Below are 22,698 nucleotides of genomic sequence, written 5' to 3' on the forward strand. Positions count from 1 at the left end.
ACGCGTCAGGCCGGTTCAAGCGTCGCTTTGGCCTCATCCAGAATGCGCTTGGCCTCAGACCCTTGCAGCTTCTGGATGTCGTCCTGGTATTTCAGGATCGCACCCAGCGTATCACCGATCACCTCGGGGCTGAGATTCATCACGTCCAGCGCCAGCAGACATTTGGCCCAGTCAATGGTTTCGGCCACGCCGGGTTTCTTGAACAGGTCCTCGGTGCGCAGACGCTGAACGAAAGCCACAACTTCGCGGCTGAGCGCATCGGCGGCCTCGGGCGCGCGCGCGTGCAGAATTTCGATCTCACGTTCGAAATCGGGATAATCGACCCAGTGATACAGGCAGCGGCGCTTGAGGGCATCGTGCACTTCGCGGGTCCGGTTCGACGTGACAATCACAATGGGTGGTTCGGGGGCTGCAACAGTGCCCAGTTCAGGGATTGTGACCTGAAAATCACTGAGGGCCTCCAGCAGAAAGGCTTCAAACGGTTCATCGGTCCGGTCCAGTTCGTCGATCAGAAGAACCGGCGCTCCGTTTTCGTCCGGGCGCATTGCCTGAAGCAGCGGGCGTTCGATCAGGTATTCATCCGAAAACAGTTCCGCCTGTAACGCGCCTCGGTCGGCTCCGCCCGAAGCTTCGGCCGTTCGGATCGCGACCATCTGCGCCGGAAAGTTCCATTCGTAAACCGCCGTGGACGCGTCCAGACCTTCGTAGCACTGCAATCGGATCAAACGGCGGTTCAGACCGGATGCCAGCGCCTTGGCGATTTCCGTCTTTCCGACACCTGCTTCACCTTCCAGAAACAACGGGCGACCAAGCTTCAGCGAAAGGAACACAACCGTGGCAAGGGCGCGCCCGCAGACATAGCCCTGACTTCCCAGCATCTGCTGCACGGCATCAATGGAATTAGGCTGCGTCATGGAACCTCTCTCTTCTTCGCGGATAAACAGGTCACGCAAGCGCCCTTGCGTCAAGGCCTTACCCCCTGCCTGAGCTACGACGTTCCGGTTGGTTGACAAGTTTTTTCGGCAACTCGTACTGCGCTGGTTGGTCTTTCGGGGCAGCTATGCTAGCGGAAGATCATGACTGATACCCTCACCATCCGCCGCCCCGACGACTGGCATCTGCATCTGCGCGATGGCGCCATGTTGCAGGCCGTTCTGCCCGAAACCGCACGTCATTTCGCCCGTGCGATCATAATGCCGAACCTCGTGCCGCCCGTTATACGCGGGGATCAGGCTGCCGCTTACCGCGACAGGATCCTGGCCGCCTTGCCCGACGGTATGAGGTTTGAGCCGCTGATGACCCTGTACCTGACCGAGGATACAGATGCGCAGGACGTCGCTGCCGCCCATGCCAGCGGGCTGATAAAAGCGGTCAAGCTGTACCCGGCGGGGGCCACGACCAATTCGGCCTCGGGCGTGCGTGACTTTGACAAAGTGCGCCCGGTTTTGGAGAAAATGGCCGAGATCGGTCTGCCCATGTGTGTTCATGGCGAAGTGACCGACACAGAGATCGACATCTTTGACCGCGAAGCCGTGTTCATCAACCGCGTTCTGGACCCGATCCGCCGGTCGACGCCGGGACTGCGCGTGGTGATGGAACATATCACCACGTCCGATGGTGTCGACTATGTCAAAGCCAACGAGGCGGATCTGGGTGCGACGATCACCGCGCACCACCTGATCATCAACCGCAACCATATTCTGGTGGGCGGGATCAAACCGCATTACTATTGCCTGCCGGTCGCCAAGCGCGAGGAACACCGCCAAGCCCTGCTGGCTGCTGCAACGTCAGGTGACGCGCGGTTCTTCCTGGGCACGGACAGCGCTCCGCACACGGATGCAAACAAGGAAATGGCCTGCGGCTGCGCGGGGTGTTTCACTGCGACAAATACCATGTCTCTGGTGGCCGAGATGTTCGACCGCGAAGGTGCTCTGGACAAGCTGGAGGTGTTCGTCTCGCTCAACGGGCCGGGCTTTTACCGCCTGCCTGTGAACGAAGAGACGATTACCCTGACCAAGGGCGAACCGGTTGAATACCCGTCAAAGATCGACACGGACGATGGACCTGTCACGGTGTTCGACCCGGGCTTTCCACTGCACTGGCGCGTGGCTTAACCCGCCATACGTTCAGCCAGATCACGGGCGCGACCTCCGGTGCGCAGCATCGACCAGATCGCGTCTGTCTCATCCGTCCCGATCAGCTTCGATGCTTTGACGCGTACACGATCCTCGCGGTCAGATAGCGACATTGGGGTCATCAGGTCATGCGTTGTCTCGCGGCGAACACCGTCGCGACGCAGCAAGGCCAGATGCGCCTGCGTTTCCGACAGGCTTTCATCCGCTTCGACCGTGATGCGGTCTTGCAGAGACGTCATGCGCGGGTCCGCGCAGACCTTGTCGGTGTAGCTGCCCGGCAAAGCCGTATCATACCCCAGCGCCTGCATCGCGATGACCGTTCGGTAAGAGAATTTTGCCCCCAGCCCGGTTGTGGGCGACAGCTGATTGCAAACGCTCATCCATCGGGGATGGGTTTTGATTTTGAGCTCGGCCACTTCGGGTTCCGCAATGTCCAGAGCGCGTGCCGCTTCCAACGCCGCGTGCAGGCCGTGACAACAGGCGTGGAACTTGTGGCTTACCGTTTCGAACAGCCATTCATCGCCCAAACCATCCAGCGCGTTTTGATCCGCTGCACCCTGATGGGTCGCGCCAAATCCGTACGTGCCTTCCAACGCGTCGGCGTTGGCCTGAAATCCACGCTGAACAAGCAGAGCCGTCTCAACCCCGGCCGAAGCGGCTAGCCCGGCATTGTAAGGCTTGCCCATGGTTCCGAACTGGGCCTTCAGCCCAGCCGCGCGCGTTGCTGTCAAACCCAATACGGACCGCATCTGGGTTTTATCCAGTCCTAGCAACCGACCGACGGCGACGGCAGCTCCGAATGCACCGGATGTCGCTGTCTGATGAAACCCGGCCTGATAATGGCCCCTGCCCAGCCACAGGCCGACACGGATTGAAGTTTCCATCCCGACCAGCGCGGCTTCGAGTAAGTCAACCAGAATGCGGTCATCCCATTCGGCTACGGCAAGGACGGCAGGTAGAATGGCAACTGAAGGATGCCCGATATGCGCAAAATGCGTGTCGTCGTAATCCAGCGCATGGGAAACAGTTCCGTTCACCAAAGCTGCGCCGCGCAAAGGGGCCGCGCCTCCGCCGAACAGATGGGCCTGAGCGTTCCCGCCCTCGGCCAGAACCATATCGCGAACCGTACAAGACACGGGCTCGGAGGCCCCAGCACGACCAACTGCAACCCAATCCAGAACAGACAGAGATGTGACAACCCTCGCCTGAGCCGTCGTTGAAACCGGGCCCGCCGCGAAGGTGGCCAATGCTGCTGTGAAATCCGTCATGGGCGCAGTCTAGCGTGCGCCCTTGCAGGGTAAAGGCCTAGCCGTAGAGTTCTTTCGCACGTGCCTCGAAGGCGCGCACAATCCGCTGCATGGCTTCGTTGAACACAACCCCGATAATCCCTTGCAGGATGGCGTTCTTGAACTCGAAATCCACATGGAACGAGATGTTGCAACCCCCATCGGGCGCGTCCTCGAACTGCCAGTCGGATTTCATGTATTTGAAAGGTCCGTCGAGATATTCGGTGTCGATCTTTTTCTGATCGGAAAACAGAGTCACCCGGCTGCCGAACCGTTCGCGGAACACTTTGAACGAGATGACCAGATCGGCCTCCATCACCTCGGCCTCACCAACCGCATAGGTCTTGCGGATCCGGGCCGCGGCGCACCAGGGCAGAAACTTGGGGTAACTGCCTACATCCGCAACAAGATCATACATCTGCTGGGCTGTGTATGGCAGGTGGCGGGTTTCCGAATGGATTGGCATGATGTCCGGTATTTGCAGGTGACAATGGCGCGTCATGTCGTATGTTGCGCGCCAAAGATCAAGGGGGCTGCGATGACTAACCGCGCATATGTGATAGATGAGATGATCTCGGCCAAGGCCATCGCTGCCCGAATCGAGGAGTTATGCCGCGAGATAACGGATGAGTTCGGCGATACGGACAAGCTGGTCGTCGTGGGATTGCTACGCGGCAGTTTCGTCTTCATCGCCGATCTGGTACGTGAGCTGGATCTTCCCATCGAGGTAGATTTTCTTGAGGCATCCTCTTACGGTGATGCGATGGAAAGCAGCCGGGAAGTCCGCATTCTCAAAGACTTGCGCGGCGCGATTGAAAGTCGCGACGTGCTTGTTGTCGAAGATATCGTCGATACGGGCCACACACTGAACCATGTCACCAAGTTGCTTCAAAGCCGCAAGCCCTCTCGTTTGAAGTCCATTGCGTTGCTCGACAAACCCAGCCGTCGCGAAGTTGATTTCCGGTCAGACTGGATTGGCTTTGAAATTCCGGATGAATTCGTCGTGGGCTACGGGATCGATTACGCTCAGCGCAACCGCAACTTGCCCTTTATCGGCAAGGTTCGGTTTACCGAGGACTAGATGCACTTTTGTTGGGCAGTTTGAAGCTCAGCTTTGCACGCTAAATTCAAAAATCCGAATAATAATAGACAAGCTAAATTGTGTCCGATTACTCTCCTTATCAACTTAGGGGGATTATCGATGAAGCGGATTGTTGCGACAGCTGGTGTCGTTATGGCGATCGTGGCACTTTCAAGTTCGGGTGCTGCAAAGGACAACAAGGGCAAAGGGCAAGGTGCCAATAAAAACAAGGTAGAGAAATCTATCAAGTCAAACGGCAAAGCTGTTCCGCCCGGTCAAATCAAAAGATATACGCGTGGCCAGAAGTTGCCCGATGATCTGAGTTTCGATTACATTGACGACCTCGGAAACTGGAAGCTTAAGCCGTTGGGACCCGGCCAGCGCTATATCCGGGTAGATGATGAAATTCTCTCGATATCTGATGATACGAAGACAGTTATAGAAGCCGTTGGAATCGTTGGTGATCTGGTCAATTGAGTGGATCGCGTCTAGCAGGTTTTGTGAAGCACGACATCAATCGCACTCAGAAAAATCCCGGTTCCAATCGGAATAAGCGCATCCGGGAAGTCATAGTCCGGGTTGTGCAGTTGCGGATGGTCCTGCCCCGCCCCCAACCAGAACATGGCCGCCTTGGCGCTTTTGCCAAACTGGCCGAAGTCTTCGGAAAAACGCTGTGGCTGATCGACCAGCATGCAGGCGACGTCCTGATCGGCAAAGGCCTTTGCCAGAACCGTATCAGCTTCGGGATCATTGACACAGGCATCGAACACCTCGTCATAGCTGATTTCCACCGCCAACCCTTCGACCTTCGCTATTTCGGCAACCAGGGATTCGGCCTCGGCCATCAGGCGCTCCATCCGCGCGTCCGAAACCGTGCGCAGGGTCACCCATAGTTCGGCCTGCCCCGGTGCGACGCCGACTGTGCGCTCGCCCAGAGTGGCATGGGTGACTGTGGTCAGAGCGTAGTCGTCATCCAATTCACCGCCCGCCCCCAATCCGGCCAATGCCAGCATCAGCCTGGACAAGGCACCTGCCGGCGACACGCCATCTTGCGGGGCAGCTGCATGTGACGTCTTGCCTGTCAGAACAATTTGCATCCCACGCGAGGCGCAGTTCGCGGGACCTACACACAGCTCTACTGCGCCCAGTTCCAGCCCCGGCAAGTTATGCAGAGACAGCACGATGTCAGGCGAAACCTCAGCGAACTGAGGATCGGCCCGGTAAGCAATCGCACCATGTCCGGTTTCTTCGGCGGGTTGGAAAATCAGAACCACGCGGCCAGACTTCGGGCGTTGTTCCTTCAACGCTTCCGCCACCCCGAGAACCATCACCATGTGGCCATCATGGCCGCACAGATGCCCTTTGCCTGCAATCTGAGACGCATAAGCCAGATCCGAGAGTTCCTGAATTGGCAGTCCATCCAGTTCGCATCGAATTCCAACTGTGGGGCCGGGAACGTTGCTTTCGTAAACGGCAGCAACACCGTGCCCGCCAATGCCGCACAGAACCCTGTCTGCACCCGCTTGGCGCAAAAGATCAGCAACCCGCGCTGCGGTATTTTCCTCCTGCCCCGAAAGCTCCGGGTGTTGATGAAACTCGTGGCGCAAGCTGATGAGCTGCGCGATCCGCTCCGGTGTCACGCCTGCTGCAACTTTGCTTGCCGAGCCGCGCGAAGCCGGGCGAAATCGTCACCCGCGTGATACGAAGACCGGGTCAGAGGCGTCGCGGATACCATCAGGAACCCCTTGCCATAGGCCGCCTTTTCGTAAGATGCGAACTCTTCCGGCGTTACGAACCGATCCACTCCGTGATGTTTCGGAGTCGGTTGCAGGTACTGGCCGATGGTCAGGAAATCGATATCCGCCGCGCGCATGTCGTCCATGACCTGACGCACTTGCTGTTCATTTTCACCCAACCCGACCATGATGCCCGATTTGGTGAAGATGGACGGATCAAGCTCTTTCACGCGCTGCAGCAGGCGCAAGGAATGGAAGTATCGCGCACCCGGGCGGACTTCGGGATAGAGGCCCGGAACCGTTTCCAGATTGTGGTTGAACACATCCGGTTTCGCTTCGACCACAATCTCAAGGACATCCTCATCACATTTCAGGAAGTCAGGCGTCAGAATCTCGATCGTGGTTTTCGGAGAACGATGACGCACCGCGCGAATGGTCTGCGCAAAATGCTCAGCCCCGCCATCTTGCAGATCATCGCGGTCCACCGAGGTGATCACCACATGGTTCAGGCCGAGTTTTTCAACCGCGTGAGCCACGCGTCCGGGCTCAAACGCGTCAAGATCGTCGGGGCGACCGGTTGCAATATTGCAGAAGGTGCAGCCGCGCGTACAAATCTCGCCCATGATCATCATGGTGGCATGGCCCTGGCTCCAGCACTCTCCTACGTTGGGGCACCCGGCTTCTTCGCAGACCGTCACCAGATTGTTGTCGCGCATGATCCGCCGCGTGTCCGCATAGCCTTTGCCGCCAGGTGCTTTGACCCTGATCCAACTTGGTTTCTTGGGCTGTGCATTGTCCGGACGATGAGCTTTTTCCGGATGGCGCTGTTCGGGGATCTTCAGATCTCGCACGGTCGTTTTCCTGACTTTGGGTCAACTCTTGTCGCTCATAACATAGACAGAAGCGCGGTGTTACACCAGCGGCGCATAGCCGCTATGCGTCGCAACCGCGCAATCGCAGAAAGCCATCATGCGCACATCAGTATTTCCGTATTAAATTTAATAATTAGCGGAATGTTGACCCTATTCGCGATCGCAGCATTTCCTCGATTGAATGCGGTTTAGAACTGTTTTAATTCACACCAAAACCACATGTGAATCACAGGAGTTTGACTATGAAATCCGGTGCAAAACTGCCCGACGTGACCTTTCACACCCGTGTCCGCGACGATTCCATCGAAGGACCAAACCCATTCCGTTGGGAAGACAAGACGACAGCTGACTATTTCGCCGGTAAGCGCGTAATCCTGTTCTCACTGCCAGGCGCGTTCACCCCGACCTGCTCGACTTTCCAGCTTCCCGGTTTTGAAAACGGCTATGCCGATTTCACGGCGATGGGGATCGACGAAATCTACTGCATGTCCGTCAACGACAGCTTCGTGATGAACAAATGGGCGCAGGATCAGGGCTTGAAGAACGTTAAGGTCATCCCCGACGGATCGGCAGAGTTCACCCGGAAAATGGGCATGTTGGTCGACAAGGACAATCTGGGTTTTGGTATGCGCTCATGGCGCTATGCGGCCATCGTCGATGATGGTGTCGTCGAAGCGTGGTTCGAAGAGCCCGGCTTGATGGATAACTGTCCAGAAGACCCTTATGGCGTGTCCTCGCCGGAAAATCTGATGAAACACCTGCGGGCGTCTGCAGAACCCGAAATGGCTTAAGCCTCAAATCCCGAGAAAAGGCCCGAATACACCGGGCCTTTTTTCTGTTCAGCCGATCAACCGGTCTCGTTCCGCCTGATCCTGATAATGTCGTTTCAATCGTTGCAAAGCGATCCGCAGAACAATCTTGCCGGATCGTGCTGACCAACCCATTCGCTTTTCCGCCAGTTCCAGTCCTTCCAGATAGCAACAGCACCGCAACGCGACATCACTCAGCCCTGGCCCCAGATCGGACAAGGCACGTGCAACCCGATCCTTGGCATCAGAAGCTTCCTTGCCCCCATGGCTTTCACTGTCAAAACTGCCTCGACCGCCTGTCGTCAGAAAGCGATCCCAGTTCTGTGAAACCTGAGGGCCGATCTGTGCCAACTCAAAGTCTTCGCGCAAGCGCTCTCCGGCGCTGACAAGGGATTCATCCAAAAACGGCTTTCCGTCACGATCCCTTCTGCGCGCCAACGCTATCAGCGGGCTTTCCGCTGCATTGTATCGAATGCGTTTGGCCCGCTCGGCAGACCCGCCCGAAGGCTTGGCCTGAAAGGAACTCAGAGCTTCGGCAAAACCAAAGTCTGTCCCGGCACGCGCCTTGTTTTCTGCCTTGGCGATCAAATGACTTAGCGCGGTTCGCCCGGCTGTGGAAATCCGATATCGCGAAATACGACCAGGATTGTCGCAGGTTATCCAGTCTTTCAAAGCCAAGGCCTGTGCGATCCTGCACTCTACGACCGCGGTTCTAGTTGCCCCTGCCTCGCCGGTGTCGCGTACGACGACAGCCTTGTCCATTTCCTCGGCCACGGCAAGGACCGAACCCGTCTCGCTCAGGCGGCGCAACACACGCAGCGCCTCGTTTTCAAACTCTTCTTCAGCGGTGTTTTCTGACCCGATTGCCGGGCCGTCGATGCAATCCGAAGGTGAAAAATGCGTCTCTGCAAGCGATTGCAAAGCCGCATCCACCAATGGATCGTCGCGGCGCATTTCGATGCGCCTAATTTGCCTGAGGATCGTCGATGCATGGCATCCGGCTGATCGAGCTATATCGCGGATCGAGCGACCGGTCTCGGTATGAGCAAGGTACCTTTGCGCCCCCTCTGGAACCCATGCCGGAATGGTGAAAGCCATGTTGTTTTCCATAATTATTTGCCCTCGTCGACAAAACAAACTGCCACTTTTCGCCCTCGGAATGCGGGTTAACCAATTCTAACTAGAGGTCCATTCGTTACTCGTTCGTTAACCACACAAGGCAAGAACCAGATTTGATTAAAAAAGATAAACAGTCGTGAAACCATCGTTCGGAGGGACTCTGACAAAGGCAACACCCGCTAAGGTTGTGCCACACATGGCCCGTGAAATTTCGAAAAAGGGACACATGACATGCAGGACCTGATGACAATGATCGCTACCCTCCGCCGCCCACGCATGCTGGCGCGTGCTGCCAGTTTCGGGGCGCGGGATTACAATCGGGAGAGGCATCTGCAACGCATTCTGGGATACGGTTCGCTGCCCAGTTCAGGTCAGGCGCTGGTGCGTTTGGTCGAGATGGAAAAAGAGGTAAATGAACAGCGAAAAGAAGACGATGCCGCATACTCACTGGTGCGGCATCTGGATCTGCTTATTGCGTTGTTGGGTGAGGCGCAGCTGTATCAGGCCAGCCGCGCCTCGGTTCTGCAATAATCAGGAAAACGCATCCGGCATGGAGGCCTTTTTCTCGGCGATATAGGCTTCCAGAGCCGCAGCGGTGTCCGGATCCATCTGGGGTTGCTGATAGTTGGCCAGCAAATGTTCAGCCCGAGCTGTGGCCAACGCTCTCGTGTCACGCGCGCCCTCTTCCTGCCAGGTTTCGTATGGTTTGTAATCCAGCACTTCGGATTTCCAGAAGGATTCCTTGAAGTTGGCCTGCGTGTGGGCACAGCCGAGATAGTGCCCACCCGGACCGACCTCGCGGATCGCATCCATGGCCTGAGCGTTTTCGTCATATGCAACGCCTTTGGCCAGCGAATGCAATACTCCCAACTGATCTGCATCCATGACGAACTTCTCGAAGTCGGCAACCAGACCGCCTTCCAGCCAGCCACAGGAATGCAGCATGAAGTTCACGCCCGACAGAAGGCCCATGTTCAATGAGTTCGCTGTTTCGTATGCTGCCTGCGCGTCCGGCAATTTCGATCCGCAGAACGAACCAGCCGACCGGTACGGAAGGTTCAGACGACGTGCCAGCTGGCCGGCACCATAAGTGATATGCGCAGCTTCGGGAGTGCCGAAGGTCGGCGCGCCCGAGTTCATATCGATCGATGTCACGAATGCACCGAAGATCGCGGGGGCACCCGGACGGATGATCTGGCTGTAGGCAACGCCGGCCATGACCTCGGCCAGAACCTGCGTCAAAGTACCGGCCACCGAGACCGGCGCCATCGCTCCGCCCACGATAAAGGGTGAGATGATGCAGGCCTGATTATTGCGCGCATAAACTTCCAGCGAGCCCATCATCACGTCGTCGAATGTCAACGGCGAGTTGATGTTGGTCAGCGAGGTCATCACGGTGTTTTCCTGCACGAACTCCTTACCGAACAGGATTTCGCACATTTCAACCGAATCCTGTGCCCGGCTGGGATCGGTCACAGAGCCCATGAAAGGCTTGTCCGACAGGGTCATATGCGCCTTCAGCATGTCCAGATGGCGCTTGTTCACCGGAATGTCGGTCGGCTCACACACCGTACCGCCCGAGTGGTGCAACCACTTGGACATATAGGCAAGTTTCACGAACTTGTTGAAATCGTCCATGGTTGCATAGCGGCGCCCACCCTGTGCATCACGCACGAATGGAGGACCGTAAACCGGGGCTAGAACCATGTTACGGCCACCGATCACAACCGATTTCTCAGGGTTGCGGGCGTGCTGGGTAAACTGGCTGGGGGCTGTCTTGATCAGCTCACGGGCCAGACCACGCGGGATGCGCACACGCTCACCGTCAATATCTGCGCCTGCGTCACGCCAACGTTCCAGCGCGGCCGGGTTGTCGACAAAGTTGACGCCGATTTCTTCCAACACGGTTTCAGCGTTGTTTTCGATAATCTCGAGCGCCTCTTCGTTGAGAATCTCGAAATTCGGAATGTTACGTTCGATGTATTTCGCAGTCTCGATACGAACTGCGGTACGCTCGGCACGGCGGGCAGCGCCACCGCCACCTCTCGCCCTGCGCCGGGTGTTTGCCTCTGCCATGAGAAAATCCCGTCTGGTTGGTTAGATTGAGCGTTTTGATACAGGTTTGCCAGAACCCAAGCATAGGGATTGCGGCGCTCTGGGGGGAAAAGCGACATTGCCGCCCCCCAACAAAGCCACCATTTAGTCGGGATCAGCCCCCAACGCTTTTTCCATAGTGAGACCGTTGCCCGCCTGAGCCGTCACTTTCCAACCCATGCGCAGATACATGGCAATCGTGCCCTTCATCATCTTATGGGTTCGCAACCTCAGCTTGGATAGTTTGCGCAACCTTGCTTCTTCTTCGGCAAACTGCATCAATCGCCGCGCGACTCCCTGCCCTTGGGCTTCAGGCGAAACCGCCAGGTTGAACACCATGATTGCGTCGTCGACGCGATCAAAAACGATGGCCCCGACTATACCGCCGGATATTGCAAGCACGACGTGGTGGGTCTTGATGTCATCCGCGATTCCGGCAGTGACGTCCGGCAGGTCCTCGATCAGGCTTGTTGCATCTGCATAGGCACTTTCCAGGCACCGCGTTACCTCATCTGCATCCGCCACATCAGCAGTTCTGAATTTGATCTTCGACATAGCACCTGATCTTTCCGCCGGTTTGACTCAGCTTTTGTATCAAATGATGCCATACCGCTTGCACATGCAAGGCTTGCAACTTATGAGCCGGTTATGACCCAGACATCCCACGACCGCCTTCTGATCATCGACTTCGGCAGCCAGGTTACGCAGCTTATCGCTCGCCGCCTGCGCGAGTTGAATGTCTATTGTGAAATTCACCCTTACCAGAATGTCACGATGGAATTCGTGCGGGAAATGGCGCCGCGCGCCGTGATTTTCTCGGGCGGTCCGGACAGCGTGACGCGCGAGGGCTCGCCCCGTGCTCCGCAAGAGATTTTTGATTATGGAGTTCCGATCCTGGGCATCTGCTATGGCCAGCAGGTGATGATGCATCAGCTTGGCGGCAAAGTCGAAAGCGGCCATGGCACAGCCGAGTTTGGTCGGGCCTTTGTTACACCGAAAGACAAACTGGATATCCTGGAGGGCTGGTTCGCGGACGGCGATGAACAAGTCTGGATGAGCCACGGCGACCATGTCAGTGAAATCGCACCGGGGTTTGAGGTATTTGGAACCTCGCCCAACGCACCTTATGCGATCACGGCTGATCCATCGCGGCACTTCTATGCCGTGCAGTTTCACCCCGAGGTACACCATACGCCCAAGGGCGCGAAACTGTATGAAAACTTCGTTAAGCTGGCCGGGTTCAAGGGTGACTGGACCATGGGCGCTTATCGCGAAGACATGATCCGCAAGATCCGCGAACAAGTCGGAGACAAGAAGGTCATTTGCGGATTGTCCGGCGGCGTCGACAGCTCGGTTGCCGCGATCCTTATTCACGAAGCAATCGGGGATCAACTGACCTGCGTGTTCGTCGATCACGGGCTGCTGCGCAAGAATGAGGCCGAAGAAGTCGTCGGCATGTTCCGCGACAACTACAACATTCAGCTGATCCACGCAGACGAATCCGAGCTGTTTCTGGGGGAACTGGAAGGTCAGAGCGACCCCGAGACCAAGCGTAAGATCATCGGAAAACTGTTCATCGACGTGTTCCAGAAGCACGCCGATACCATCGACGGCGCCGAATTCCTGGCTCAGGGCACTCTCTATCCCGATGTGATCGAATCAGTGTCGTTCTCGGGCGGGCCTTCTGTAACGATCAAGTCCCATCACAACGTGGGCGGCCTGCCGGAAAAGATGGGCCTGAAACTAGTCGAACCGCTGCGTGAATTGTTCAAAGACGAAGTCCGCGCACTGGGCCGAGAACTTGGTCTGCCGCAGAGCTTCATCGGGCGCCACCCCTTCCCCGGACCGGGTCTGGCCATTCGCTGCCCCGGCGAGATCACCCGCGAAAAACTGGAAATCCTGCGCGAGGCTGACGCAATTTACATCGATCAGATCCGCAAGCACGGGCTCTATGATGACATTTGGCAGGCTTTTGTCGCCATCCTTCCCGTCCGCACAGTGGGCGTGATGGGCGATGGCCGCACCTATGATTACGCCTGTGCGTTGCGGGCCGTGACTTCGGTCGATGGAATGACGGCGGACTATTACCCGTTCAGCCACGAGTTCCTTGGCGAAACGGCGACCCGGATCATCAACGAGGTCAAGGGCATCAACCGATGCACATATGACATCACCTCGAAACCGCCCGGGACCATCGAGTGGGAATGATCCGGCAAAACACCACCGCGTTCGACGCCAAAAACGACCCGATCCGAGGAATTCCTTCCAAGCCGTGTTTGAAAAAGTCGGACGCGACCTTGAACCTGACGCTTCATAAGCGTTTCAATGATTCAACGAATTCAATCTTTTTGATCGCGTAGCGAAGGCCCCGACACCGGGGCCGTGACCGCGCGACCAGGTCGGGGTGTGGCACGTGAATCAGACACAAAAAAACACGTTCAAGGCCGCCTTGTGGATGACTGGAGCCATTGCGTCCTTCTCCTCGATGGCGGTTGCTGGTCGCGAACTGAGCGTCGTGCACGACACGTTCGAGATCATGATGTACCGAAGCCTGGTAGGGTTTGTTGTTGTCGCCCTCGTACTGACTGCCACAGGCGGTTGGGTTCAGGTTTCCACGCAACGCTTGGGTTTGCACGCCCTGCGAAACACCCTGCATTTCACAGGGCAGAATCTTTGGTTCTATGCGGTCGCTGTTGCGCCTTTGGCGCAGGTGTTCGCATTGGAATTCACCCAGCCGCTTTGGGTGATTCTGCTGTCGCCACTTCTTTTGAACGAACGCCTTACTGCGCTTAAGATGACGGCAGCGATTATTGGTTTTGCCGGCGTTCTGATTGTTACGCGCCCTGGTACGGCGCCCTTGAGCCCCGGCCTTGTGACCGCAGCTGCGTCTGCGATTTTCTTCGCATTTACAACGATTTCGACCAAAAAACTCACACGTTTTGCCAGTATCGGCTGCATCGTTTTCTGGCTTACGACCATGCAGGCCGTTCTTGGGGCCATCGCTGCAGGTTTTGATGGACAGATTTCCTTGCCCACAGCGCAAAGCGCACCTTTTTTGATTCTGGTTGGGCTGGCCGGTCTGTTGGCCCATTTCTGCATAACCAACGCTCTTGCCATCGCCCCGGCGACAGTTGTGATCCCATTTGATTTTGCAAGGCTTCCTACGATCGCAGTGGTCGGAATGATCCTTTACAACGAACCCATTGACCATTGGGTCCTGATAGGTGCCGCAGTCATCTTTTCCGGTATTTTCCTGAATATCTGGTCCGAAAGTCGTAACAGTTTAGCAACAGTTGAAAACACTAGTCGCAATACGTAACGCACCGTCACCAGTTGACCTTAAAGTAACCAAAAAGAGAGTATCGCTCATCATACACGGGATAGGCGTTCGTCACACTCAGCTAAACGCCATGGAAACCCGCGGGAGATTGTTAGGGAGGACAGAATGAAAAAAACACTACTCGCGACCTGCGCTTTGTGTGCTGGAGCGACGGCAGGATACGCAGGCGGACTGGACCGCAGTGGTCAAGGCATAAACCTGATCTTCGAAGAAGGATCAGTGGTTCAGTTTCGGTTGGGATACACCAACCCCAGCGTAACGGGCACCATGCCGGCTATAGCTGGACCAAACATTGGGCAACCGGTCGATTCCGGTGAGGTCGCGAACGACTTTTTCACACCGCATCTGGGCTACAAAACGTCACTGACCGAAAAACTCGATTTCGCGATCATGTACGACCAGCCCTTTGGTGCTGATATCCAGTACGCAGCAGCCTTTCCGCTATCGATCAACCCGACTAATCCGTCAGACCCCCGCGTCTTGCAGGCAACCGCTGACACAGACGCGATTACAGCTTTGCTGAGGTACAAATTTGACGGTGGCTTCAGCGCGATTGGTGGTGTTCGCGCACAGCGTGTTACGGCAAATATTACCGTACCGCTTGCTGCCGGGTATAACGTTGATACCGATGCGGACGTTGCATTTGGGTACGTTGTTGGTGTGGCTTGGGAAAAACCTGAGATCGCTGCCAGAGTTGCGCTTACCTATAACTCGAAGATTTCACACGATCTTTCTCAGACAGAATCCAGTGCTTTGACTGGGGGTTTGCCCGTTAACTCTTCGAGTGAAATTGAAACACCCCAGTCGATCAATCTTGACTTTCAAACAGGTGTAGCACCAAAGACGCTTCTGTTCGGTTCAATCCGCTGGGTTGACTGGCCACAGCTCGTCTACAACCCGCCAAACTACCCACCCACCAGCAACCTTGTTGACTACGCAGATTCTACCTTCACGTATTCGTTGGGCATGGGGTATCAGTTCTCGGAAGAGTTCAGTGGCGCTGTGACGTTGGGCTACGAGACTTCCCAGGGCACTCCTGTATCAAACCTCGGCCCGACCGACGGGTTCTGGAGCATTGGTCTGGGCGGAACGTACTCGCTGGAGAATGCGAAGATTTCCGGCGGTGTTCGTTACACCGACATCGGTGATGCGACATCTAATGGCGCTGGCCCGAATGCACGCGGAACGTTCACTGGCAACAGCGCCTGGAGCGTAGGCTTTCAGATTACATACGCGCTGAACTAATCCAAAGATGATTATCCTCAAGGCTCCGCTGTTTCAGCGGAGCCTTTTTTTTTGCGCAGGTTTTGGGTCGCGGTTCCGTCTGCTGAATGCGAGTGTACGGCCATGAACACGCAAAAACACCTTTCTCAGCGCGCCTGGGCCGAACTCATTTTTCTGGCTGTCATTTGGGGCGCATCCTTTGTGGCCATTCGGATCGCCCTGGATTCCATTCCCGTTATGACATCGGTTTTGCACCGCACGTTCTGGGCGATGCTGGTGCTTTGGCTGGTAGCTTGGGCCAAGGGACTTTCCCTGCCCCGCTCACGCCGCATCTGGGGTGCATTCCTGATCATGGGGTTGCTGAACAATGTCATCCCATTCAGCTTGATGGCATGGGGTCAGCTTTACATCGACTCTGGCCTGACCGCTATTCTGAACGCGGCCACGGCCATCTTTGGTGTTCTTGTTGCGGCACTGTTTTTCAAAGATGAGCGTTTGACACAAGCCCGGGTGATCGGCGTTTTCCTAGGTTTTCTCGGTGTCTCAATCATCATCGGAATTCAGACCTTCACGTCTTTCAGCCTGCAAAACACAGCCCAGCTTGCCGTGTTGGCCGGAACGCTCTCGTATGCTTTTGCCGCGGCTTGGGCGCGGTATCATCTGTCTGACCTTCACCCCGTCGTCGCGGCCGCTGGAATGTTGACCGGCTCGACCCTACTAATCCTGCCCCTGACGCTCATGACGAACGGGGTGCCAACGCTTGCTCTGCCCGCGGTCACCTGGGCTGCGATTGGGTATTACGCCATTGTGGCAACAGCGGGGGCATACCTTTTGTATTATCGAGTCCTGGCGATGGCGGGCAGCGGCAACCTGATGCTGGTGACGCTTGTTATCCCTCCTGTCGCCATCGTGCTTGGCGCGATTCTGCGAAACGAAGCGCTGCCGTCGAATGCCTATTTCGGCTTTGTTATCCTTGCCATGGGTCTTCTGGTATTGAACCGAGCTGGCCGCCGCGATTGACGCCGTGCGCTGCCCGATTTAGCAAAGGCAAAAAGGGACAGCACAAGATGATCTATAACACAGCCAAAGACTGGCGCACGGCACGCCGCAAGAAGGTGCTGTTCTTTGGCATGTCCGGTCTGGGTAAGACCTATGTCTCGAACATTCTTCGCGGCTCAGGGAACTGGTTTCACTACTCGATCGACTATCGCATCGGCACCCGGTACATGGGCGAATACATTACAGACAACGCAAAGGCCGAGGCGATGAAAGTCCCGTTCTTGCGTGACCTGCTACTGTCGGATTCAATTTATATCGGCTCCAATATCTCGTTCGCAAACCTGACTCCGGTCGCGGCCTATCTGGGCAAACCGGGCAACCCTGCCCTTGGCGGATTGGAAATGCCGGAATACCGACGCAGGCAAGAACAGTTTCGACTGGCCGAAATACACGCTCTGCTGGATACCGAGTATTTCATCGACCGCGCCGAGCGTCTGTACAAATACCCCCATTTCATCTGCGACACCGGTGGATCGATCTGCGAGTGGGTGGACCCCGAAGATCCGAACGACCGGGTACTGTCCGAGCTTTCGCAACACACCCTGATGATCTGGCTGAAGGGGGATGAGGAACACACGGCAGAGCTTGTACGTCGTTTTGACAAAGCCCCTAAGCCCATGTCCTATCAGGCCGAATTCCTGACCAGAGCCTGGACAGACTATCTGGAACAACACGGATGTTCGGAAACCGATGTGAATCCCGATGATTTCGTCCGTTGGACCTATGCGCAGGCCTTGGCGCACCGTCAGCCGCGCTACGAAGCCATGGCGAATAACTGGGGCGTGACGATTGCAGCCAATGACATCGGCAAAATCCGCGACGCCGCCGATTTCGATGAGTTGATCGAACACACCCTTGAGACCAGGCACAAAAACGCCTAACTACCAGTTTTCACTAATCCCTTAGAAGCCTGACATATGCCCATCAAAATCCCTTCAGATCTGCCTGCTTTTGACGTCCTGACCAAAGAGGGCGTCATGGTCATGGACGAAGATCAGGCAATGCGTCAGGACATCCGCCCACTGCGCATCGGCTTGCTGAACCTGATGCCCAAGAAAATCCAGACCGAAAACCAGTTCGCACGTCTGATCGGGGCAACTCCATTGCAGATCGATCTGTCTTTGATCCGCATGACTGAACACCGGACCAAAACCACCGCCGCCGAGCATATGTCCGAGTTCTATCGTCCCTTTCAGGAGATCAAAGATCAGAAGTTCGACGGTCTGATCATTACCGGCGCCCCGATCGAACATCTGGAATTTTGTGATGTCACCTATTGGGATGAAATCAGCGAGATCTTCGACTGGACTCAAACCAACGTGCATTCCACCTTTGGTGTGTGTTGGGGCGGGATGGCGATGATCAACCATTTTCACGGTGTCAAAAAGCACATGCTGGACGCAAAAGCCTTTGGTTGTTTCCGGCATCGCAACCTGGATCTGGCGTCTCCGTTCTTGCGCGGTTTCTCGGATGACTGCGTCATTCCGGTCAGCCGATGGACGGAAATGAAACAGGATGAAATCGATCGCGCACCCGGGCTGAGAACCCTGTTGGGCAGCGACGATGTCGGCCCCTGTCTGGTCGAAGATCCCGGCCATCGCGCGTTGTATATCTTTAATCACTTCGAATATGACAGTGACACGCTGAAACAGGAATATGATCGGGACGTCAGCAACGGCACGCCTATCAACGTACCTATCAACTACTATCCCGACGATGATCCATCCAACACGCCGCAGAACCGGTGGCGCAGTCATGCACATCTGCTGTACGGCAACTGGATCAACGAAATCTATCAATCCACGCCTTTCAACATGACAAAAATTGGCCACTAAAGTCCTGATATCCCTTGGCCTGGCCGTTCTGGGCCTTGTCATACTGACAACCTGGCGCAGCGCCCGGAACGAAGCGCTGGCCGAGGCGGCTTACCCCCCCGAAGGTCAGATTCTGGATGTAGGCGGCCTCGCCGTGCACGCCGTGGTCATGGGGGACGGTCCTGATGTCGTTCTGATCCATGGTTCCAGCGGGAACACGCGCGATATGACCTTTGCGCTGGCCCCTATTCTGGCCAAGTCATACCGCGTGATCGTTTTTGACCGACCGGGGTTGGGCTATTCCGAAAGCTTCAATCCGAATGGTGAAACCCTCATTGAACAGGCGGATATCCTGCAACAGGCGGCGGCTCAGCTTGGGGCGGAAAAGCCCATCGTGGCCGGGCAGAGCTATGGCGGATCTGTCTCGCTGGCCTGGGCCGTGACCCGACCCGAGAATATCTCGGCTCTGGTTCTGATAGCTCCGGCCGCTATCCCGTGGGAAACGCCTTTGGATGGGTTCAACCGGCTTGCGTCAACCACGTCGGGCAATGCGCTGGCCTTGCCCCTGATCAGCTCTTTCGTGCCCGAATGGTACGTAACACAGGCGTTGGACAAGGTGTTTGCACCGCAAACGGCGCCGGAAGGCTATGCCGAACACTTTGGGCCAGGGCTGACGATCCGGCGCGGCTCGATGCATGCAAATGCCAAGCAACGCGCCAACCTGCTGGACGAAGTCACCCGCCTGCAACCCAGATATGGCGAGATTTCCGTACCGACCGAAATCATTCACGGAACGGCCGACGATACCGTTGGTCTAGAATGGCATTCTGTACGTCTGATCGAACAAATCCCCGAGGCCGAGTTGATCGAGTTACCGGGTGTCGGTCATATGCCACAGGTGGTCGCAGCACCCGAAGTTGCCGCCGCGATAGATCGCGCGGCGCAGCGAGCGGGTTTGCGTTAACCCAAGCTCTAATCCATAGTCAGATATGGATTTTATCGCGAGGTGACATATGGCCCGGTCAGGAAAAGGCTCCATCGAGAAGTATTTTCGGAAAGACGCGCCCAAATCTGTACGGGAAGAGATTCAAAACGCGAAAAAGGGCGATATTCTGAACCCGACCTACCCGTATTCTGAAAAAATGAAGTCCAAGGATTATGATGAGCAGATGGACCTGCTCCAGATTGAATTGGTCAAAATGCAATCCTGGGTCAAGGAAACCGATCAACGGGTAGCCATCATTTTCGAAGGCCGCGATGCCGCGGGCAAAGGTGGCACCATCAAGCGGTTTCGTGAAAACCTGAACCCCCGCGGCGCGCGCAACGTTGCGCTGGCCAAACCATCAGACGCCGAACGCAGCCAGTGGTATTTCCAGCGCTACATCCTGCATCTGCCCGCCGCCGGAGAGATCGTGTTCTTTGATCGCAGTTGGTACAATCGAGGCGTCGTCGAGAATGTCTTTGGCTTCTGTTCACAGGAGCAGCGTGAGCGGTTCTTCCGACAGGTCCTGCCGCTTGAAACCGGTCTGGTGAATGACGGCATCCATTTTTTCAAATTCTGGCTTAATGTCGGGCGTGCAGAACAGCTGAACCGTTTTCTGGCGCGCGAAAACGACCCTTTGAAGCAATGGAAGCTCAGCGCGATCGACGTGGCAGGGCTGAACAAATGGGACGAATACACGCAGTCGATCTCGGAAACCCTGACCCGATCGCATTCTGATGCCTGCCCGTGGACAATTGTCCGTTCTGACGACAAAAAACGCGCGCGCCTTGCGGCCATCCGAACGGTTCTGCATGCCTTGGACTATGAAGAGAAGGACAAGAAGAGTATCGGCGAGGTTGATGCCCGTATCTGCGGTGGCCCGGACGTGTGGGAGGCATAAATTGTCGCTCTGCCCTGCCCTGTCGATGCCTTCACGATCATGTATTGGACGACAATGCATCGGTGGTCTATGTCCTTGTCTTCCAATACCCAATCAATGCAACTGAGGCCGGGATGACGAAACGCGGTTATCACCACGGAAACCTGAAGCAAGCCCTGATCGAGGCAGCCTTGTCCCTGATCGAAGACAAGGGCCCGACCGGTTTTACGCTGTCCGAGGCCGCAAAAACTGCCGGTGTCACGCCTGCCGCCGTCTATCGTCATTTTCAAGGGCGCGAGGATCTGATTGCCGAAGCCGCACGGCAGGGGTTTGAGATGTTCGCAGACCTTATGCAATACGCCTACGACGAAGGACAGCCTTCAGCCCTTGCGGCTTTTGAAGCAACGGGGCGTGCTTATCTGGCCTTTGCACGCAAGAACCCCGGGCATTACATTGCCATGTTCGAAAGTGGAATATCCCTGAACCGCACGCCTGAATTGTCCCTGGCAGCAAATCGGGCGAAGTCTGTTCTTGAGCAAGCGGCCGCTGACCTGTCCCAGCATATTCCACCGGAAAAGCGCCCGCCTGCCTCGATGTTCAGCGCGCATATCTGGGCGATGAGCCACGGGGTCGTCGAGCTGTATGCCCGAAATACCGGCGCAACTTCGCCTTTTCCCCCCGAGGACTTGTTGGAAAGCGGTATCGGTATTTATCTGCGCGGTTTGGGTCTGATCCCTCAGGACGAATGACGCCAGTCAGAATGAACGACTGCTCTGCGGCATACTCAAACCTGATGTCACATTGATCAGATCCATCTCACCCATCCCCTTGATATCAACGCACCCCAGATCCGAGACCTGAAACTCGTCGATCAGAGCATATTTCATCTCTTCCGGGGCCACGATATTCATGGGGTTGGCAAAGACCTGCAACCGGGATGCGATGTTCACGGCAGGGCCAAACACGTCATAGACATATTTCTGAATGCCCACGACCGATCCTACAGCCGCACCCATACCCAATCCGATCCGGGCCTGCCACTTATGCGGATGGCTTTCGTTGCGGCGCTCGAGATAGCGCAGAAACCTTACCGCGCAATGCGCCACTGCGGTCGCATGATCCGGTGTGGGATCGGGCATGCCCGACACGGCCAGATAGGCATCGCCAATCGTCTTGATCCGCTCACACCCGAATTGTTCGACGATCCGGTCAAATGCCGTGAAGATGTCGTTCAACTCACTCAAGGTCACTGTCGGGTCGGTCTTGGCCGCGAAATCCGTGAACCCGACAAAATCCAGCATCACCACCGAAACCTGCTGATACAGCTGCGGTGTGACAACGCCAAACGTCTTGAACTCTTCATACACCGCTCGCGGCATCAGGTTCAGCAACAGGCGTTCCACCCTCTCCTTTTCGCGCTCAAGCTCTCGGGTATTTCGCTCGACCATGGTGGAATAGCTGTCAATCATGCTTTCCAACTCCCGAATGCGGGTGATGTTCTGACATTCAACAATCAGCACCTGTTCGGACAACCCGCTGGCCAGCGAGACTGTGACCGCAAAAATCAGTGTCCTTCGCTTTGGTTTGATCTGCAATTCGACCGAGTACCGAAGGCCAGATTGCTTCACATCCTCCAGTTCCTTCGGGTCGAGATCAGAAAGAACGTCGCTTAGGGTACTGCCATTGTCAGGTGTACCGAACCATTCCCTGAAGGGCCCGTTGTGAAACACGAACTGCAGGTCGGATGCACGTACTACGGCGACGCCCACTCCGATCGCGCGCAGCAATTGTTCGTTTATAGCAAGAATGCTCATGCCGCATTCCGGGCGACGATGATCGAACGCTTTCCTTCGATCGCCTTCAGCGCAGTTTTGACGTCGCCGTCCGACATACCATGCTGACTCAGCGCGTCGCCAAAGAGCTCGGCCATGACGTCGAATTCATTGTGTGATATGTTCAAATGCCGATGAACCACTTCGATCCTGTCATCACTGAAAGATGCCGGCCCGCCAATCAAGGACGAAACGAACTTGGTTTGATGGTCGATCAAACGCGGCATATCAATGTCTTCGAAATGGTGGCCGATCTCATCCGAGTCCAACGCCATTTCATAGAAAGTCATCACGACTCGGCTGATCGTTTTGAAGCCGCCATATTTTTCATAAAGTGTCTGTGCCACACGTATACCCGCGCGTTACCAATCAATAACCCCACAACTCTATATCAAATCGATTTTTTTGTTAACGCTTATGATTTTCTAACAGGGA

The 22,698-nt window shown here is 56.0% G+C and carries 24 protein-coding genes; 14 read left to right on the forward strand and 10 right to left on the reverse strand.

Features of this window, described 5'->3' with window-relative positions; translation table 11 throughout:
- Positions 1–5: 5 nt before the first annotated feature.
- Positions 6–914: a MoxR family ATPase gene (locus D1823_RS06305; protein WP_117872772.1), complete on the reverse strand. Its 909-nt coding sequence runs from the start codon at positions 912–914 to the stop codon at positions 6–8.
- 162 nt (positions 915–1,076) lie between these two features.
- On the opposite strand from D1823_RS06305, the gene pyrC reads away from it, so the two are divergent.
- Positions 1,077–2,114, forward strand: coding sequence for a dihydroorotase (pyrC, locus tag D1823_RS06310; protein ID WP_117869112.1), 1,038 nt, complete (start codon positions 1,077–1,079; stop codon positions 2,112–2,114).
- Here the strand turns inward: pyrC and D1823_RS06315 are convergent.
- On the reverse strand, positions 2,111–3,403 hold the full coding sequence (locus D1823_RS06315; protein WP_117869113.1) for an MmgE/PrpD family protein: 1,293 nt from the start codon (positions 3,401–3,403) through the stop codon (positions 2,111–2,113). The genes pyrC and D1823_RS06315 overlap by 4 nt on opposite strands.
- A 37-nt stretch (positions 3,404–3,440) precedes the next feature.
- The gene (locus tag D1823_RS06320; protein ID WP_117869114.1) at positions 3,441–3,887 is read right to left on the reverse strand and encodes a type II toxin-antitoxin system RatA family toxin; all 447 of its coding nucleotides are present in this window, start codon (positions 3,885–3,887) and stop codon (positions 3,441–3,443) included.
- A 72-nt stretch (positions 3,888–3,959) separates the two neighbouring features.
- On the opposite strand from D1823_RS06320, the gene hpt reads away from it, so the two are divergent.
- Both hpt and D1823_RS06330 read left to right on the forward strand, forming a co-directional pair.
- Entirely contained in the window at positions 3,960–4,502 is a 543-nt protein-coding gene (gene hpt / locus D1823_RS06325) for a hypoxanthine phosphoribosyltransferase (protein ID WP_117872773.1), read from the forward strand.
- Between the two features lie 120 nt (positions 4,503–4,622).
- Positions 4,623–4,979, forward strand: coding sequence for a hypothetical protein (locus D1823_RS06330; protein WP_117869115.1), 357 nt, complete (start codon positions 4,623–4,625; stop codon positions 4,977–4,979).
- A gap of 11 nt (positions 4,980–4,990) precedes the next feature.
- On the opposite strand, the gene D1823_RS06335 is transcribed toward D1823_RS06330, so the two are convergent.
- Positions 4,991–6,142, reverse strand: a complete 1,152-nt coding sequence (locus D1823_RS06335) for an amidohydrolase (protein WP_117869116.1) — start codon at positions 6,140–6,142, stop codon at positions 4,991–4,993.
- Complete coding sequence (gene lipA / locus D1823_RS06340) at positions 6,139–7,089, reverse strand: lipoyl synthase (RefSeq protein WP_117869117.1); 951 nt, start codon at positions 7,087–7,089, stop codon at positions 6,139–6,141. Before lipA ends, D1823_RS06335 begins: the two co-directional genes overlap by 4 nt.
- A 263-nt stretch (positions 7,090–7,352) precedes the next feature.
- Between lipA and D1823_RS06345 the strand changes: the two genes are divergently transcribed.
- Positions 7,353–7,901 carry a peroxiredoxin gene (locus tag D1823_RS06345; RefSeq protein WP_117869118.1) on the forward strand — a complete coding sequence of 183 codons (549 nt, stop codon included), beginning with the start codon at positions 7,353–7,355 and terminating at the stop codon, positions 7,899–7,901.
- A 48-nt stretch (positions 7,902–7,949) separates the two neighbouring features.
- Here the strand turns inward: D1823_RS06345 and D1823_RS06350 are convergent, their stop codons facing one another.
- On the reverse strand, positions 7,950–9,029 hold the full coding sequence (locus D1823_RS06350) for a DUF6456 domain-containing protein (RefSeq protein WP_117869119.1): 1,080 nt from the start codon (positions 9,027–9,029) through the stop codon (positions 7,950–7,952).
- 240 nt (positions 9,030–9,269) lie between these two features.
- Here D1823_RS06350 and D1823_RS06355 point away from each other — a divergent pair, with 240 nt between their 5' ends.
- Positions 9,270–9,569 carry a DUF6477 family protein gene (locus D1823_RS06355; RefSeq protein ID WP_117869120.1) on the forward strand — a complete coding sequence of 100 codons (300 nt, stop codon included), beginning with the start codon at positions 9,270–9,272 and terminating at the stop codon, positions 9,567–9,569.
- On the opposite strand, the gene D1823_RS06360 is transcribed toward D1823_RS06355, so the two are convergent.
- Positions 9,570–11,114 (reverse strand): trimethylamine methyltransferase family protein, encoded by a 1,545-nt coding sequence (locus tag D1823_RS06360; RefSeq protein WP_117869121.1) that lies wholly within the window; start codon positions 11,112–11,114, stop codon positions 9,570–9,572.
- 123 nt (positions 11,115–11,237) lie between these two features.
- Entirely contained in the window at positions 11,238–11,687 is a 450-nt protein-coding gene (locus D1823_RS06365; protein ID WP_117869122.1) for a GNAT family N-acetyltransferase, read from the reverse strand.
- 93 nt (positions 11,688–11,780) lie between these two features.
- Here D1823_RS06365 and guaA point away from each other — a divergent pair, with 93 nt between their 5' ends.
- From guaA to D1823_RS06410, 9 genes are all read left to right on the forward strand, one after another.
- Entirely contained in the window at positions 11,781–13,340 is a 1,560-nt protein-coding gene (guaA, locus tag D1823_RS06370) for a glutamine-hydrolyzing GMP synthase (protein ID WP_117869123.1), read from the forward strand.
- A gap of 205 nt (positions 13,341–13,545) precedes the next feature.
- Positions 13,546–14,451, forward strand: coding sequence for a DMT family transporter (locus tag D1823_RS06375; RefSeq protein WP_256369666.1), 906 nt, complete (start codon positions 13,546–13,548; stop codon positions 14,449–14,451).
- 126 nt (positions 14,452–14,577) lie between these two features.
- Positions 14,578–15,717: an OmpP1/FadL family transporter gene (locus tag D1823_RS06380; RefSeq protein WP_117869125.1), complete on the forward strand. Its 1,140-nt coding sequence runs from the start codon at positions 14,578–14,580 to the stop codon at positions 15,715–15,717.
- A 102-nt stretch (positions 15,718–15,819) separates the two neighbouring features.
- Positions 15,820–16,716, forward strand: coding sequence for a DMT family transporter (locus tag D1823_RS06385; protein WP_117869126.1), 897 nt, complete (start codon positions 15,820–15,822; stop codon positions 16,714–16,716).
- Positions 16,717–16,763: 47 nt separating this feature from the next.
- Positions 16,764–17,636, forward strand: a complete 873-nt coding sequence (locus D1823_RS06390) for an ATPase (protein ID WP_117869127.1) — start codon at positions 16,764–16,766, stop codon at positions 17,634–17,636.
- A 36-nt stretch (positions 17,637–17,672) separates the two neighbouring features.
- On the forward strand, positions 17,673–18,590 hold the full coding sequence (gene metA / locus D1823_RS06395; protein ID WP_117869128.1) for a homoserine O-succinyltransferase: 918 nt from the start codon (positions 17,673–17,675) through the stop codon (positions 18,588–18,590).
- Positions 18,580–19,533, forward strand: a complete 954-nt coding sequence (locus tag D1823_RS06400) for an alpha/beta fold hydrolase (RefSeq protein WP_117869129.1) — start codon at positions 18,580–18,582, stop codon at positions 19,531–19,533. The genes metA and D1823_RS06400 overlap by 11 nt, the downstream gene beginning before the upstream one ends.
- A 49-nt stretch (positions 19,534–19,582) precedes the next feature.
- Complete coding sequence (gene ppk2 / locus D1823_RS06405) at positions 19,583–20,452, forward strand: polyphosphate kinase 2 (RefSeq protein WP_117869130.1); 870 nt, start codon at positions 19,583–19,585, stop codon at positions 20,450–20,452.
- Positions 20,453–20,565: 113 nt separating this feature from the next.
- Positions 20,566–21,180 (forward strand): TetR/AcrR family transcriptional regulator, encoded by a 615-nt coding sequence (locus tag D1823_RS06410; protein WP_117872774.1) that lies wholly within the window; start codon positions 20,566–20,568, stop codon positions 21,178–21,180.
- Between the two features lie 6 nt (positions 21,181–21,186).
- Here the strand turns inward: D1823_RS06410 and D1823_RS06415 are convergent, their stop codons facing one another.
- Positions 21,187–22,245 carry an adenylate/guanylate cyclase domain-containing protein gene (locus D1823_RS06415; protein WP_117869131.1) on the reverse strand — a complete coding sequence of 353 codons (1,059 nt, stop codon included), beginning with the start codon at positions 22,243–22,245 and terminating at the stop codon, positions 21,187–21,189.
- Positions 22,242–22,610, reverse strand: coding sequence for a group 1 truncated hemoglobin (locus D1823_RS06420; RefSeq protein WP_117869132.1), 369 nt, complete (start codon positions 22,608–22,610; stop codon positions 22,242–22,244). The genes D1823_RS06415 and D1823_RS06420 overlap by 4 nt, the downstream gene beginning before the upstream one ends.
- Positions 22,611–22,698 lie beyond the last annotated feature (88 nt).

This window comes from Ruegeria sp. AD91A (assembly GCF_003443535.1).
Lineage (GTDB): Bacteria > Pseudomonadota > Alphaproteobacteria > Rhodobacterales > Rhodobacteraceae > Ruegeria.